The organism is Leptolyngbya sp. FACHB-541, assembly GCF_014695875.1.
Classification (GTDB): Bacteria; Cyanobacteriota; Cyanobacteriia; order Elainellales; family Elainellaceae; genus JAAUTN01.
In genome coordinates, this window is record NZ_JACJPC010000072.1 from 22,658 (window position 1) to 37,753 (window position 15,096).

A 15,096-nucleotide genomic window follows, 5' to 3' on the forward strand; every position below is an offset into this window, starting at 1 on the left:
ATCTAAATAGAGCTTGCGATAGATCAAACCTCCAAAGGGGCTTGGCAGTTACTCATAGGATGACCAACCTTATAATTAAGCCAAAAGCAGAATTTATCTTCGCTGAAAGAGACTGAAATTGTGGTGGAAGAAGCGCTAAAGCTGTTTTTCTCTTACTCGCATAAAGATGAAGCGTTGCGGGATGAGCTTGGCAACCACTTGAAAATCCTGGAGCATCAACAGCTAATTGCAAGCTGGCACAATCGCAAAATTTTGCCAGGGGATGAGTGGGATCACCAGATCACCGTCAATCAAGATACGGCTGATATTATTCTGCTGTTGATTAGCTCAGACTTCATTGCCTCCAAATATTGCTGGGATATTGAGATTAAACGGGCAATGGAGCTGCACGAGTCGGGTAAAGCCTGCGTAATTCCAGTCATTTTGAGGAGAGCTGACTGGAGAGGTGCCCCTTTTAGTAAGCTACAGGCTGTTCCTAAAAATGCCCAACCCGTAACCAGCTTTTCTGATCGGGATGAAGCTTTCGAGTTTGTCACCCAACAAATTCGACAGGTAGTGGAAGGTTTAATCGAACACCGCAGAAGGCTACGAGAGCAGCAGCAAAAAGACAATGCGATCGCCGCCTACCGCCAGAAGTTTGAAGAATTTGCAGCCGATGGCGAAATTTCATTTGGTGAGCAGTTCTTGTTAGACGACTTGCAGCAAAAATTGAAGCTAACCGACGCAGATATACAGGCAATCAAACAAGGCATCCTCAACCCTGTTGCTGACCCTCAACAGGTAGAGCGCTACCGTCAATTGTTTCTGAAAGCGATCGCTCAATACGGCTATCCATTTAGCGACAAGGTTCGCACTGAGTTGAAGCTGGTGCAAACCCATCTAAACTTGAGTGACACCGACATCGCTCAGGTTGAAGCACCAATCATCGCCCAAAAACAAGCAGAACAGCAAGAACAGCAAAGGCAAGCAGAAGCCCTCAAACAACAATTTCTAGGACAGCAGAGCGCAGCAGACCTGAATCCAGGGCAACCTTCCAGTCCATCACGATTTTCAGATTATGCAGGGGCAGAAGTTGATGCGGCGGAGCTGGACAGTTTAGCTGACCTGTTTCAAGGGGAAGTTCCCGATTTGGGGACGGCTTGGCAAGCAGAAGTCCTTCTACAATCTTTGGAACAGCAGAGTGCAGCAGACCTGAAGCACGAGCTAATTGCTCAAGGATCTACAACTGATGACCTCAGCTCAGAACGGGGAATTGACTACACCAAACTGCGCGACCTGCTGAAAGCACAGGACTGGAAAGCAGCAGACGAGGAAACCTATAAGGTCATGATTCGGGCAGTCGGAAAAAAGAGCGGAAATTGGTTTACTTCAGATGAGTTATTGAATTTTCCCTGCACGGACTTGAAGACCATTGACTCTCTCTGGGTGAAGTACAGCAACGGCAAGTTTGGCTTTAGTGTACAAAAGGAAATTTATCTGGAGTGTGGCGGTATTCCAGACGGGAAGTACCATGAAGAGGCACTTGAGAAATTTGGCGATCGCGTCGGATGGCGAAAGAACAAAAAATGGAAGTTTAATGTGACATATAACACCTCGTCGCCAAAGGGACACCTACCGTGTTTTTTTCGTCACCTCTCGTCACATGTTTTGGCTTTGCGTCGGTTCTTCTCTCGCATCGAGACTTGTAAACTGTAGCAGATAAACGCTTCAGCCCGAGCCAAAAGTTTTATTTCACAGCCTCTCCACACGGAAAAATAGATATTTCGAGGATCTGTTACTTGGAACCAAAGTCCTACACAATCCAGTCAAAAGTTAAGCTTTGGTAGGGGCGGGTTTCGCTACCAAACCTTGATTCTACAAAGAGACTAATTGATGCCCCTACATACAAAACCCTACATACAATAAGCTCCCAGCTTCTCAAAGATGCTAGAGATCTGAAACTGGGGATCTGGGTGGAAAAGGGGCGATCGTTTACCATACAACCAGTAATATCAGATCTCCCTAGTGCCTTAAGCCTAAATCATGGCAGCAAAAGACATTTTTCATGATGCCGTCCGCCGTGCCCTCGAAAAAGACGGTTGGCTAATCACCGACGATCCTCTTTTCCTACGATTTGGAGGATTGGAGATGTATATCGATCTGGGTGCCGAACGTCTTCTTGCTGCTGAACGCAATGGGGAAAAAATTGCGGTTGAGATCAAAAGCTTCATCAGCCCCTCAGCAACCAGCGAATTTAGCACAGCGTTGGGGCAGTTTCTGAAATATCAGCTTGCCCTCGAAGAAGTACAGCCCGATCGCTTGCTTTACCTCGCCATCCCCGCAGATGCATATCGCGACTTCTTCACCCTAGAACTGCCTCGACTATTGGTTCAACGCTATCAGGTTCGGTTGATCGTCTACGATCCAGAGGAGGAGGTGATTATCCGATGGCGAACGTAGAGCAGTATCGGCAGTTGGTTCAAACGTTATTGCTGGAATACAGCAACATCAAAGCCAATAACGAGGAGGTGGAGGCTGAAGCGATTTTTGATGTAGAGCGCGATCGCTATCAGGTTGTTCATGTCGGCTGGTCAAACAAACACCGAGTCTATGGCTGCATTTTACACGTAGACATTAAGGATGGCAAAATTTGGATTCAACACGATGGCACTGAAGGCGGCATTGCCAATGAACTAGTGGAACAAGGCGTTCCTAAGCACGATATTGTGTTGGCGTTTCATTCTCCCTTTAAGCGTCAATTTACTGAGTTTGCGGTGGGTTGATTCTAAAACTGTTCATATAGCCTCCGCTCAGTACAATTGGCAACACGAGCTGAAATTATAGGCGATCGTCCCTCCTCACCAGGCTCACATCACTAAAAACTGCGCGATCGCCCCTTCAAATAACAATGACGACACTGAGAACGAGGCGATCGCACTTTTAGATGAGGAAAACGTCACTGAAAACTGCGCGATCGTCACTTCAAGTGAGGATTGCGTCACTGAGAACTACCCGATCATCACTGCGAGCGAGGAAAACGTCACCGAGAACAGAGCGATCGTCGCCTTGAGCAGCGATCACAGAGATTTGGAGCGGTGACTTGCCAGAAATTACTGATTTCTTGAACAGGGGCGATCGCTTTTCAGCATGATTACGAAGTTAGCGCAACCTGAACTGAGGGCACTTATAAAGTGGCTGACCCAATCAATCCAGATACATCAGCGGTTCACCTACTCAAGAAACTCACTATGATTCCTAATGTCGTTAGCGCTGAACTTTCCGATGAAGACCAGGCTGTTATCATGGCTGCCATCACCACAATTCGTGAAAAGCTGCCATTTTCAGTGAATCTCACCCTATCTGAGCGACGGGCAAAGGCAAAAATGGGCGACAAAACCCGCGCTTTTGTCGAAAAGTCTATGGAATTTGCCACTCATCATCCTGATTACCTGCCCCGCTTGTTTGACCTGGAAGAGATGCGTCGAGATGTAGAGCTGTTTGCAGCCCTATATCCCGTGCTGATGGAATTGATTCATCTTCAAGAACTGGTTCAAGACACCTACACCACTGTTGGGCAGGAAGCCTATGCAGCCGCACGGGTAGTTTACAAGTCGGCTAAGACAAATGGGCAGGGTGCAGGGCTAGATGCCTCGATTGTAGAGATGGGACGGCGATTTGCTCCAAAGACGAGTAAATCTCAATCTGAGATCCAAGCGTAGTGGCAACTGTTTGACAGGGCTAGGACGTGCTTTAAGAGTTCTAGCCCCCCTCCACCGTTAAAACTGCTGGTTTTTCTCGAATGCGGGATTCGATTGGCTGGATTTTTTCGACGAGTTCGATTAGCTGGCTGTAGTCGGGTAGGGGGACGTTGGGGATGTAGCCGGAGTCGCCGATGATGTTGGAGGGGGCTTGCTGCATGGCGGTTTCGATTTGCTGCTGTTGGTTACGCTCAACGGTGGGAGCTAGCAAAACGGAACCGGGGGGAATAGGGCGGCTAGTATGGAGGACTCGAAATTTGGTGTCGCGAAATTGGCTTCGGAGGTTTTGAAAGTCGTCTTCGGATAGGGCTCCGGCGGCAATCGCCCCTTCATCTAGCCATTCCAAAACGGTTTTTGGAGTGGGGGCAAGGCGCACTTCAGCTAGGGTTAAGCCATACAGGTCGTAGAGCGGTAGGTAGTAGCCTGCGGCGGAGCCGGGTTCTCCTAATGCGATTGTCCGGTTGGCGAGGTCGCCAAGGGTTTGAATCTGGCTTTCGTCCCGCACGACGATGACCGAGCGCAGGTTGTTGATGCCTTGCATCGTGAAGATGGGAACGTATTGCTGACTGCCGATGGCGATCGCTGCCAACCCCGGTGAGGCAAACACCATTGACCAGACCTGCCGCTGAATCTGCTCAACGGCAGCAAGTTCGTTAAAGGCGGGTTCTAGTTCTACGATGGCGCGGGTTTGTCCTGCCAGGTACTCTCTAAAGCGCTCGTATTTTTCTACTGTGTCGGCTGTGTCGTAGCTAATAATGCCGACCACCAATTTGCCAGCCGGATCGGCTGAGTCGTGGGTACAGCCGCTTAACCACAACCCGAGGGTGAGAGCCAGCATCAACAAAGACACCAGCAGCAAGCGACGACGAAGCAAGCGCTGCTTTTTAGCATCGATTTTGGAAGGGCGGCGGGGAGTCGGCAAAGCTTAACCTCGTTTATTAACTAAGCTCAGCGCTGAGGGAGGGTTCTAAGGAGAGTTGGGCTGTTCCAGTGTGGGCGATCGCCGCCTCCACAAAACCTCTAAACAAGGGATGGGGGCGGCTGGGGCGCGACTGAAACTCTGGGTGAAACTGAGTCGCGATGAAGAACGGATGACCGGGAAGCTCAACAATTTCAACGAGCCGCCCGTCAGGTGAGGTGCCACTGATGGCATAGCCCGATTCCAAGAAGAGATTGCGGTAAGCGTTGTTGAACTCATAGCGATGGCGATGCCGCTCGTAGATTACCTCTTCCTGGTAAAGGCGGTCTGCCAAAGTATTGGGAGCAATACGACAGGCATAAAGCCCCAGTCGCATCGTGCCGCCCAGGTCTACCACGTCCTGCTGTTCGGGCAGCAGGTTGATGACTTTGTTTCTAGATTCAGCATCAAACTCGGCACTGTTGGCATCTTCCAGCCCAACGACATGGCGCGCCCATTCAATTACCGAACACTGCATTCCCAGGCACAATCCTAAGAATGGGATTTTACGATCGCGCACATATTCAACCGCAGCAATCTTGCCGTTGATGCCACGAGTGCCAAACCCACCGGGTACGATGACCCCATCAATGCCCTGCAAATATTCAGCCGCATCATGAGTTTCCAGTTCTTCTGAGTTGACCCAGCGCAGGTTGAGATCACCACCCATTGCGATCGCCGCATGGCGCAACGCCTCCACCACTGATAGGTAAGCATCACTCAGCCGCACATACTTGCCCACGATCGCAATCTCAATCGGGTGCTTAGGGCGATAGAGCCGATCGACCAGCGTTTGCCACTGCGTCAGTTCTGGTTCTCGCTGCGGCAAATTTAACAAACTCAAAGCCTGTTGTGCCAAGCCCTCCTGCTCCATCATCAGCGGCACTTCATAAATGCTGCCTGCATCCTGTGAGGTAATCACACACTCGGCTGACACATCACAAAACTCCGACAGCTTTTGCTTGAGTCCAGGTGGAAGGGGGCGATCGCTGCGACAAACTAAAATGTCTGGCTGAATTCCAATCGAACGCAACTCCTTCACCGAATGCTGCGTCGGCTTCGTCTTCATCTCTCCCGCCGACGGAATCCAGGGAATCAGCGTCACGTGCATATAAACTACATTTTGCCGTCCCACATCCTTACGAAACTGGCGAATCGCCTCCAAAAACGGCAGCGACTCAATGTCTCCCACCGTTCCCCCAATTTCTGTAATCACCACATCCGGATTCGTATTCTTCGCCACCCGCAGAATCCGTTCCTTAATCTCATTCGTGATATGGGGAATCACTTGCACCGTGCCCCCCATGTAGTCGCCCCGCCGCTCCTTATTCAGCACCGCCTGATAGATCGAACCCGTCGTCACACTATTGAGCCGCGACATCGACGTATCCGTAAATCGCTCATAGTGTCCCAGGTCCAGGTCCGTCTCCGCCCCATCTTCCGTGACAAACACCTCACCATGTTGAAACGGACTCATCGTACCCGGATCAACATTAATGTAAGGGTCAAGCTTCAGAATCGACACCGAGTAATCTCGCGACTTCAGCAACCGCCCCAAACTCGCCGCCACAATCCCCTTTCCAATACTGGAAACCACGCCGCCCGTAACAAATACAAACCTAGTCATAGAAGTGAGAAGTTAGGAATTAAAAATGCAGAGCTGGTAGACAAAGCTTAAGAAATTCAGACCATGTCCATAACCCATTCATTGTGCCATAGGCGCTTCTGATTGCCAGGAAACAGACAGCTTTTCTTTGAATTCACCTATGCAACAGAGCACAGCAAAACCTTGCCGCCCACCGATGCGAAGCGCGCCATGCCACCCATCTCCAATCCTTTGCGGAGGGGGTCTGGGGGACGCGCTTCGTCCCTCAGTGGGGGTTTGGGGCTAGCCCCCAAAAAAGGACTTAGCTAGAGTCAACAATTTCTAAACAGCAACAGCTTAATCCTCAAACACACTTCCATCCTTACGTGTAAAGACCCACCCCTGATCGCCGTGCTTTGCCACCAAATCATCATCCGGGTAAACCCCCTGATCATCAGGCGTGCGATCGCCCACCTCCAAATAAACCGCCACCTGCTCAGAACGATTCACCAAATGATGGCCATTCGCCTCACCCGCCGGAAACCCCGCCGCCATTCCAGCCGTGAGAATCTGTTCACCCACATCTGTAATCAACGTCAGTTCACCTGACAACACATAGATAAACTCATCCTGCTTGGTATGCCAATGTCGCAGCGCAGACTGCCCCCCAGGCTGAAGCGTCACCTGATTCACCCCAAAATTCGTCAAACCCACTGCATCTCCCAACCGTTGCTTTAGTCGTCCTGACACCCTTGGCTTGAACAAGTCAGGATAATTGGAACCTTGCCTAATTGGGACATTTTTCGGGTCAATAATCATCGCAATTTTGAGGTTAACGGTAGGGAGAGTAACCTGGATTCAGTCACTCAACTTGCCTGAATCCATCAGTTTCGCAACTTCCTCCTGCGTCAGGGGAGATGGAGGAATCTTGCCACTAAGAATTTGATTACAAATATCAACACATGCATTGCAGATGAAAACACCTGGACCTGCAATCAGAGTATCAACTTGTTCACTATTTTTGCGACAAAACGAACAGCAGGGTTCCAGCTTAGGTTGAGAAGAAGTATTTGTAGTCATAGTTTGAATCTCCTGGAATGAATTAGGTTGACTTTGATCTTGAAGAAGCGATAACTGCTCTCTCAGTTGATGACGAGATTTATGTAAACGCCCTTTCACAGCACTGATCGAAATCTTTAAACGATTTGCCACTTCTTGCAGGCTGAACTGCTCATGGTAGAAGAGTAGAATTGCCGAGCGATTCTTCGGGGATAAAGTATCAACTGCTTCTAGCAACGCAGTTTGAAGTTCTTCCCGTTCTACTACTAGCTGAGGGTCAGATGAACTGCCCTCGGTCACTGGCAGCTCATCTACCAAATTCCCTACCGTCACCTCAAGGGAAAAACAGATTACCTTACGGCGGCGCAAGTCATTCCGACAAATATTCAGAACAATGCCATAGAGCCAACTCTTAAAGCGGGTTGGGTCATTCAGTTTTTGTAGTGACAGATAAGCTTGTAGCATTGCATCTTGCACAAGCTCCTGAGCCAAGTCTCGATCACCGATGATTTGCGTAGCAAGGCGTTGTGCCATGGGTTGATAACGCAACACTAGCTGACCAAATGCAGCTTTATTTCCCTGCTGTGAAAGAAGAACTAACTCCAAATCACTTTGTTCGGACACGCTTCTCTCGCTAAACAACTCTACTGATTAATAGTGGTAGGGTGGGAAAAAAAAGTTACTCACCGTTCAGCAGTGCGTTTTTAGTTTATAGTCCAGACTCATGAGTTCAGTTAGGTCAGGTATGGGCAGGTTCAGCAGCTTCACGTGGAGTACAGGCATCAGCTTCATGTCAATCATGGGAACGGCAGGAATGGTAGGAACAGCGGCGATCGCCCAGACAAACCAACCCTTATCCGTCGTCTACCCACCCAATAACCACGAAACCACCGCCAACCAAATCTTTCTCATTGGCACCGCCCCAGCTGAAGGTGAAGTCCAGGTAAATGGGGAAGCGATCGCTCGTAGCCCCGCCGGACATTTTGCCCCCAGCTTTCCGCTGCAACTCGGCGAAAACGTATTTACTCTGCACTACCAGGAGCAAGAATTAGTCGTCCGAGTCAACCGAGTTTCAGCCGATCCGCCTGCACCTGTGGGAACAGCCTTTGCTGAAGGATCACTTACCCCTGCCGTGGATATTTCCCGACAGCCCAACGAACCGATTTGCTTTAGTGCGATCGCCCCCACCAACGCCACCGTTTCCGTCAGCTTGGGCAATCAAACCATTCCGCTTTTGCCCCAAAACACTACCGATCTACCGCCCAACTCTGCCGTTCTAACGCTGCAAAACCAGCCTGTCACAGCTACCGCCAATACCTATCAGGGATGTGGCGCAACAACCCAGATAGGCAACTTAGGGCAACCCCAATTTGAGCTAACCCTGAACGGCGAAACCGTTCGCCAGCAAGCCCCTGGAACCGTAGAAATCCTTTCCCCTGTGCAATTTCAGGTCGTGGAAGTAACTGCCGCTTCCGGCACCGCCCGTACTGGACCCAGCACTGACCATTCCCGCCTTACCCCTCTACCCACCGGAACTAGAGCCACCGTCACCGGACGAGAAGGCGAATGGTATCGCCTCGACTACGGAGCCTGGATTCGGGCAACAGAAATCCAGGTTTCCGAGAGTCCCGTGCCACCGCGATCGCTGATTCGCAGTATTCGGGCTGAACAGCTTAGCGATCGCACTCAGATTACCTTTCCGCTCCAGGTGCCCGTCCCCGTTAGCGTCAACCAGGGCAGCGACACCTTTACCCTGACGCTCCACAACACCACTGCTCAGACCGACACCATTCTGCTCAACGATGATCCCTTAATTGAACGGCTGTCCTGGCAGCAGATTTCCCCTGACCAAATCCAATACACCTTTCAGCTCAAAACCAAACAGCAGTGGGGCTACGAATTGGCGTATGAAGGCACCAGTTTAGTGTTGTCCCTACGACATCCACCCGAAATAGCGGACAACAGAAGCCAGCCCCTAGCCGGAATCAGCATCCTACTCGATCCAGGGCACGGTGGACCTGAAGATTTAGGGTCACGCGGGCCAACGGGCTATCCCGAAAAAGAGATAAACCTGGTGATGGCGAACCTGATTCGCGATCGCTTAATCGCACGCGGAGCCACGGTTTACATGACCCGTGAAGGTGACGCAGACTTGTATCCGCAAGACCGAGTAGATTTGATTAACCAATTGGAGCCAGCGATCGCTCTCAGCATCCACTACAATGCCTTACCCGATTCTGGTGACGCAGCCAACACCGCCGGAATCGGCACCTTTTGGTACCACCCTCAAGCGCACAGCCTAGCCGTATTTCTGCACAACCATCTGGTTGAAACTCGCGATCGCCCTTCCTACGGTGTCTTCTGGAATAACTTGGCACTCACCCGTCCCAGCATTGCTCCCTCCGTACTACTAGAACTCGGCTTCATGATTAACCCAGAAGAATTTGAGTGGATCGTTGACCCAGAGGAACAGGAGCAGTTGGCGGAGGCGATCGCAGAGGGCATTACTGAATGGTTTCAGACATCAGAAGAATGATCAAACGTAGTATGGGCAAAGAGCATCAACTCGTGCCCTTCAAGAAGCTACTGTATGTGAACGGGCGTTCGATTTTGGTGCACGATCGCTTGCGTTCCACCTAATCGAAAGCAGGTTTCCGATTTAATTTTTCCTACTTGACACAATCTAATTCACAATCCCATTTCTAACGCTCTATCTCCTCGATCGCCTTCGGCACACCTGCCGTTAGCACCTCATGTCCTGCTGAAGTCACCAGCACATCATCCTCAATCCGAATACCAATGCCGCGCCAGCGGAGGTCAACTTCTGGCTGTCCCTCAACGGGTTTGATGTCAGGTGCGATGTAAATTCCGGGTTCTACAGTAAGAACCTGTCCAGGTTCCAGGTTATGGGGCGTTTCACCGTGCTGGTACACCCCGACATCATGCACATCCAAACCAAGCCAGTGCCCAGTGCGGTGCATGTAAAAAGGCTTGTATTTTTCTTCTTTAATGATTTCCTCAATGTCACCTTGCAGCAGTCCCAAGTCCATCAGCCCTTCCACAATTACGCGCACGGCTGTGTCATGAATCTGACCGTAGGGGTTGCCCGGATGAACTTGGGCGATCGCCTCTAACTGAGCCTTTAGCACAATCTCATACAACGTCTTTTGCTCTGGCGTAAACTTGCCGCCTACTGGGAAAGTGCGGGTAATATCGGCGTTGTAGTAGTTATAGGCGCAGCCTGCATCGATCAGCAATAGCTCCCCGTCCTGCATTTGGCGCTCATTTTCGGTGTAGTGCAGCACGCAGGCATTCGCTCCCGAAGCCACGATTGAGGGATAGGCAGGCCCCATGCCACCTCGCAAGCGGAAGGTGTGTTCCATCTCCGCCTGCACCTCGTATTCATAGCGCCCTGGCTGGGTAAACTCCCGCGCCCGATTGTGAGCATCCACTGAAATAGCTGCTGCTGTACGCATTAGCTCTAGCTCAGCCGGACTTTTGATTTGCCGTAGAGAATGCAGCGTCGGAGCCGGATCTTCAATGGCGGTTGGACCTGTACCCCGCTTGGGATAGCTCCTCATCAAGCGCTGCCAGTGCTTCAGAATGGTGTCGTTGAAGGGGCGATCGCGCCCTAGCCGATAATAAATTCGGTCAGCCTTTTCCAGGTATTGGGGCAGTTTCTCATCGAGTTCAGCGATCGGATAAACCTCATCAGCGCCAAACCGTTCCTTTGCCGCTTCAACTCCTACTCGATAGCCCGTCCAAGTTTCCCGCTCCGGGTCCTTCGGCTGCACAAATAGCACAAACTTATGCTCTTCATGGTGCGGTGCCAAAACTGCGACTGCCTGCGGCTCATTAAAACCAGTCAGGTAAAAGAAATCGCTATCCTGCCGGAAGTTGTACTCCACGTCATTGTGCATCACCGCCATCGGCGCACTGCGAAACACCGCCGTTCCTTTGCCAATTCGTGCCATTAATTGCTCACGCCGCTGAGCATATTCCTGTTGCATTGCCATGTGCTGAGGTAGTGCAGATTAAGTGCAAATTAGGGGTTGACGGGATGTACGACTATTAGTCAGTGAACTAGAAGCTGTAGCTCAAGACTGTTACTCTTGTACCGCTTTCGGGCAAATCAGAGCGACGAATGGAAGTTGTGTCACTATTCACCCGTTGAATGGTGAAGCCTTCCATCAAAGCCAGAAATTGGTCTAGCGCTACGATGTCGCAAGCATTCGCGTCGGCTGCTTGGGTGCGATAGTGCGTCGGAATGACAACTTTGGGGTTGAGCGTTCGCACTGCCTGCACGGCTTCTTCGGGAGTGTAAGCTTTTGGGCCACCACCCACCGGAATCAGCGCTACGTCAGGACGACCGATTAAAATCTGCTGTTCAACGGTGATTGGAGAAGCAATGCCGCCCATGTGAACGACGTTAATTCCAGATTGATTCCACTTCCACACCACGTTGGTGCCAAATTGCCGTCCACCCAAGCGGTCGTGTTCAGTGCTGACGCCTGAGACTTCAAGTCCGTTGAATTGATAAACGCCTGGTTCAGCTAGCAAACGTGGGTTTCCAGGAATGCCTTCGACCACTCCTTCGTCTAGCAAACGACTGCTGATCATCACCAGGTCAGTGTCTACCTGAGGAGCACGGTATCCTGCTGTGCAGCCAATGGGACGAAATGGATTAACCAGAATGCGTCGTCCGCCGCCCGTGAACCGGAAACAGGTATGTCCTAACCACTGAACCGAAAGCGCCTCATTAGACTGAGCCTGAACAGGCTGAAACCGAGCGATCGCCCCGGTGGTTGCTGCTGCTGTCAGCACTGCTCCTGTATATCGAACAAACTGTCGCCGCTTCATAATCTCCTCACTTACACTGTGCCACCCTAGGTTTTACTGGGTGATCAAGCTGAAATCAGCAATATTAAGCTTACCGCTATCAGATAGCAATCAGGGCGATCGCTTTTTCCAGCCGTTGAGAAGATTCGCCCCTCTAGGCGTGAGGGCACGTTGACGAGCATTCTTATCTATCAAACTTGTTTATCAAAGTGGAGCGACAGAACCTGCTTATTCTCCAATTAGATAGCGAGTCGCGGAAAGCAAGTCGCTGTAAATGCAGGTTGGGGTAAATTTTTCCAGGTAAGTGCGGCTACGAATACCGCAGGTGAGGGCGATCGTCGGAACCCCTGTTGCCTGTCCAGCTAGAATGTCTGCCTCAGTATCGCCAATCATCCAGGCACACCGCGACAGCTCTGAAGCCGCTCTCTCTTGCTGGGAAGACTCCAAAGCCGATACCAAAAGCCGCGTTTTTTCATCTGCGTAGTTGCAGTAAGCTGCTGTCTCATCTTGAGTACCCCAGATTGCGCTAAACAGGTGAGTCAGCCCATAGTTCTGCAAAATTTGGATTGCCTGCGTTTGACAGCGCAGCGTCACCAACACTAATCGAATCCCTTTGGCATGAAGCATTGCCAACGCCCAACGCACACCCAACTGAAGCTGATCCTTATGTAGCAGCGTCGGCTGATTTACGATTTGGCTGACTCGCTGCAAAAACAAATCGATCTGCGCCTGCTGCAAACCCGATCGCATTGCAATTTCCAGGTCTGGCACCCGATCTTGCTTCATCTGCCAGAATTGCACCTTACTCAAAACTCGAATTGGCAGCGTTATTCCTTCAGCTTGGTAAATTGCCTGTACCTCTGCTAACCCAAGCCGATAGGTGCTGTAATACCGCTCAGATACGTCTACAATCGGCCCATCAAAATCGCAGAAAACCGTTGAACCAGGTGCTAACGCTGGGGCGAATTGATCTCGGCAACGCTGAAACTGAGACAAACCCGAAGCTACAACACCTGTCATTTAATGTTACCTATAGCAATCATCGTGAAATACTTCTTCACACTAGTCGAATAGTCATAAGCCGTCAACAATTTTTCAGCAAAACCATATTAGTATTTCTAATATGTCTCATACTTGCGCTGACGGAGTTTCCAGCAGCAGCGTCACAGGTCCGTCATTCTCAATCGAAACCTGCATCATTGCACCAAACTTTCCAGTTTCGACTTTTAAGCCGCTCTGCTGCAGTTTTTCTACGAATTGGTTATACAAAAAATCAGCGCTCGCCGGGGCAGCAGCCTTATCAAAGGAAGGGCGGCGACCTTTGCGGCAATCTCCATATAAAGTGAACTGGCTTACGACCAGCAGTTCACCCTGTATGTCCAAAACTGAGCGATCGAACTTGCCGCTTGCATCTGGAAAAATCCGCAGTTCCAGACACTTTCGCGCCATCCACTCCAGTTCTGCCTTAGTATCAGAATCGGCAATGCCAACCAGCAGGTTCAACCCACGCCCAATCAGACCGATGACCTCACCATCGACCACGACTTGGGAATGGGTAACTCGCTGAAGGACGACTCGCAAAGTTTTACTGATTGTCTACCTGCCAAAACCGCGACCGCGATTGGTAGAAGGCATACAAACACAAGCTTCGAGTTGCGATCGCAACTTCTCATGATCCAAATCTTGCCCAATCAGCACAAGCTGATTTTTCGGCGCAGTCTTCCACTCATCATCATCCAACGAAAACCGCTTACCGCTGAGGTGGAAAATATGGCGCTTCGGCTTGCCCTGCTCATCCCGGCTTTCATCAAACCAGAGAATGCCCTTCGCCCGAAACACGCTAGCGGGAAGCTGGTTATCCAGGAAATTCTGAAACTTCCTGATCGCAAACGGCTTATCGCTCAGGAAAGAAATTGAGGTGAACCCATCTACCGCCAAATGGTCTGAGTGATGGTGATGGTCATGATCGTGGTCATGAGCGCAGTGCCCATGATCATGATCACACTCTGAATGGTCGTGATGATCGTGCGCATGGTCATGATCGTGAGCTTCATGTCCGTGATCGTGGTCATGGTCGTGGTCGTGCTCAGACTTTGAACCATTCGAGTTGAAATATTTGTCAGATTCAAATAGCCCAACACTCAGAATTAGAGGCAGTGGCACCTGCGCCTGAGTTGTCCGTAAAATTCGAGCACCTTCCTTGACCTCACGAATTTTAATTTCCAGCAAATCCAGGTCGGCTTCGTCAACCAGGTCAGTTTTGTTTAGCAGAATGATGTCGCCATAAGCGATTTGGTTGTGCGCCGCCTGACTGTTAAACAAGTCAAGGCTGTAATTTTCCGCATCGACTACCGTAACGATGGAGTCGAGTCGGGTTAAATCGCGCAGTTCCGTTCCCAAAAACGTCAGCGCAACAGGCAGCGGGTCTGCCAATCCAGTTGTTTCAACGACCAGATAGTCGATCTGATCCTGACGCTCCAAAACTTTGTAAACCGCTTCCATCAAATCGTTGTTGATGGTGCAGCAGATGCAGCCATTGCTCAGCTCCACCATGTTGTCGTCGCCTGTGGTGATCAGCAGCTCATTATCGATGCCGATTTCACCAAATTCATTCACCAAGACTGCGGTTTTCAGTCCTTCCTGGTTAGTCAGAATATGGTTGAGGAGAGTGGTTTTACCGCTGCCCAGAAAGCCTGTGATGATGGTGACGGGCAACCCTCGCTTAAGGTCATCCATTGCTTCAGATTGGTTAGGAGTGACTACAGATGTCATGGCACAGTGGTAGAAAACGTCAAAAAGTTAGGAGAATGGTGAAAAGCCGAGCGATCGCCAAAGACTAATCTATGAATCTTTGTTTGATCTGCACTCTCCATTATGACTGATCATTATCACCGATCTATTCTGGGTTGCTAGCCTGA

General features: G+C 50.4%; 15 protein-coding genes. 5 read left to right on the forward strand and 10 right to left on the reverse strand.

The genetic code is table 11. From position 1 onward, the window contains the following. The first annotated feature begins 120 nt into the window (after positions 1–120). The 3 genes from H6G00_RS16020 to H6G00_RS16030 all read left to right on the forward strand — a co-directional run bounded on the left by H6G00_RS16020 (position 121) and on the right by H6G00_RS16030 (position 2,762). The gene (locus tag H6G00_RS16020; protein WP_199318528.1) at positions 121–1,695 is read left to right on the forward strand and encodes a GUN4 domain-containing protein; all 1,575 of its coding nucleotides are present in this window, start codon (positions 121–123) and stop codon (positions 1,693–1,695) included. 327 nt (positions 1,696–2,022) lie between these two features. Continuing rightward, the gene (locus H6G00_RS16025) at positions 2,023–2,439 is read left to right on the forward strand and encodes a XisH family protein (RefSeq protein ID WP_190797518.1); all 417 of its coding nucleotides are present in this window, start codon (positions 2,023–2,025) and stop codon (positions 2,437–2,439) included. Further along, positions 2,427–2,762, forward strand: coding sequence for a XisI protein (locus tag H6G00_RS16030; RefSeq protein ID WP_190797519.1), 336 nt, complete (start codon positions 2,427–2,429; stop codon positions 2,760–2,762). The genes H6G00_RS16025 and H6G00_RS16030 overlap by 13 nt, the downstream gene beginning before the upstream one ends. An 84-nt stretch (positions 2,763–2,846) precedes the next feature. On the opposite strand, the gene H6G00_RS36145 is transcribed toward H6G00_RS16030, so the two are convergent. Continuing rightward, the gene (locus H6G00_RS36145; protein WP_277881895.1) at positions 2,847–2,981 is read right to left on the reverse strand and encodes a hypothetical protein; all 135 of its coding nucleotides are present in this window, start codon (positions 2,979–2,981) and stop codon (positions 2,847–2,849) included. 189 nt (positions 2,982–3,170) lie between these two features. On the opposite strand from H6G00_RS36145, the gene H6G00_RS16035 reads away from it, so the two are divergent. Continuing rightward, a complete protein-coding gene (locus tag H6G00_RS16035) occupies positions 3,171–3,698 on the forward strand; it encodes a hypothetical protein (protein WP_242042303.1) in 528 nt (175 codons plus the stop codon). 40 nt (positions 3,699–3,738) lie between these two features. Here H6G00_RS16035 and H6G00_RS16040 read toward each other — a convergent pair whose 3' ends face one another. The 4 genes from H6G00_RS16040 to H6G00_RS35465 form a co-directional block, all read right to left on the reverse strand. After that, entirely contained in the window at positions 3,739–4,659 is a 921-nt protein-coding gene (locus H6G00_RS16040; protein ID WP_242042304.1) for a PhnD/SsuA/transferrin family substrate-binding protein, read from the reverse strand. Positions 4,660–4,675: 16 nt separating this feature from the next. Then, on the reverse strand, positions 4,676–6,322 hold the full coding sequence (locus H6G00_RS16045; RefSeq protein ID WP_190797520.1) for a CTP synthase: 1,647 nt from the start codon (positions 6,320–6,322) through the stop codon (positions 4,676–4,678). Positions 6,323–6,637: 315 nt separating this feature from the next. Further along, a complete protein-coding gene (locus H6G00_RS16050) occupies positions 6,638–7,099 on the reverse strand; it encodes a cupin domain-containing protein (protein ID WP_190797521.1) in 462 nt (153 codons plus the stop codon). A 39-nt stretch (positions 7,100–7,138) separates the two neighbouring features. After that, the gene (locus H6G00_RS35465) at positions 7,139–7,963 is read right to left on the reverse strand and encodes an RNA polymerase sigma factor (protein WP_190680358.1); all 825 of its coding nucleotides are present in this window, start codon (positions 7,961–7,963) and stop codon (positions 7,139–7,141) included. Positions 7,964–8,129: 166 nt separating this feature from the next. Here H6G00_RS35465 and H6G00_RS16060 point away from each other — a divergent pair, with 166 nt between their 5' ends. Continuing rightward, positions 8,130–9,875 (forward strand): N-acetylmuramoyl-L-alanine amidase, encoded by a 1,746-nt coding sequence (locus tag H6G00_RS16060; RefSeq protein WP_190797522.1) that lies wholly within the window; start codon positions 8,130–8,132, stop codon positions 9,873–9,875. Between the two features lie 166 nt (positions 9,876–10,041). Here H6G00_RS16060 and H6G00_RS16065 read toward each other — a convergent pair whose 3' ends face one another. The 5 genes from H6G00_RS16065 to H6G00_RS16085 all read right to left on the reverse strand — a co-directional run bounded on the left by H6G00_RS16065 (position 10,042) and on the right by H6G00_RS16085 (position 14,950). Continuing rightward, the gene (locus tag H6G00_RS16065) at positions 10,042–11,349 is read right to left on the reverse strand and encodes an aminopeptidase P N-terminal domain-containing protein (protein WP_190797596.1); all 1,308 of its coding nucleotides are present in this window, start codon (positions 11,347–11,349) and stop codon (positions 10,042–10,044) included. Between the two features lie 73 nt (positions 11,350–11,422). Beyond that, positions 11,423–12,199, reverse strand: a complete 777-nt coding sequence (locus tag H6G00_RS16070) for an MBL fold metallo-hydrolase (RefSeq protein WP_190797523.1) — start codon at positions 12,197–12,199, stop codon at positions 11,423–11,425. Between the two features lie 207 nt (positions 12,200–12,406). After that, entirely contained in the window at positions 12,407–13,198 is a 792-nt protein-coding gene (locus H6G00_RS16075) for an HAD hydrolase-like protein (protein ID WP_190797524.1), read from the reverse strand. A 108-nt stretch (positions 13,199–13,306) separates the two neighbouring features. After that, entirely contained in the window at positions 13,307–13,759 is a 453-nt protein-coding gene (gene dtd, locus H6G00_RS16080; protein ID WP_190797525.1) for a D-aminoacyl-tRNA deacylase, read from the reverse strand. Positions 13,760–13,774: 15 nt separating this feature from the next. Continuing rightward, on the reverse strand, positions 13,775–14,950 hold the full coding sequence (locus H6G00_RS16085; RefSeq protein ID WP_190797526.1) for a GTP-binding protein: 1,176 nt from the start codon (positions 14,948–14,950) through the stop codon (positions 13,775–13,777). Between the last annotated feature and the right edge of the window lie 146 nt (positions 14,951–15,096).

Coding starts and splice junctions, on each gene's coding strand:
- H6G00_RS16085 (WP_190797526.1), bottom strand. CDS start 14,950: ATGACATCTGTAGTCACTCCTAACCAATCTGAAGCAATGGATGACCTT.
- H6G00_RS16060 (WP_190797522.1), top strand. CDS start 8,130: ATGTCAATCATGGGAACGGCAGGAATGGTAGGAACAGCGGCGATCGCC.
- H6G00_RS16065 (WP_190797596.1), bottom strand. CDS start 11,349: ATGCAACAGGAATATGCTCAGCGGCGTGAGCAATTAATGGCACGAATT.
- H6G00_RS16045 (WP_190797520.1), bottom strand. CDS start 6,322: ATGACTAGGTTTGTATTTGTTACGGGCGGCGTGGTTTCCAGTATTGGA.
- H6G00_RS16030 (WP_190797519.1), top strand. CDS start 2,427: ATGGCGAACGTAGAGCAGTATCGGCAGTTGGTTCAAACGTTATTGCTG.
- H6G00_RS16025 (WP_190797518.1), top strand. CDS start 2,023: ATGGCAGCAAAAGACATTTTTCATGATGCCGTCCGCCGTGCCCTCGAA.
- H6G00_RS16075 (WP_190797524.1), bottom strand. CDS start 13,198: ATGACAGGTGTTGTAGCTTCGGGTTTGTCTCAGTTTCAGCGTTGCCGA.
- H6G00_RS16050 (WP_190797521.1), bottom strand. CDS start 7,099: ATGATTATTGACCCGAAAAATGTCCCAATTAGGCAAGGTTCCAATTAT.
- H6G00_RS16070 (WP_190797523.1), bottom strand. CDS start 12,199: ATGAAGCGGCGACAGTTTGTTCGATATACAGGAGCAGTGCTGACAGCA.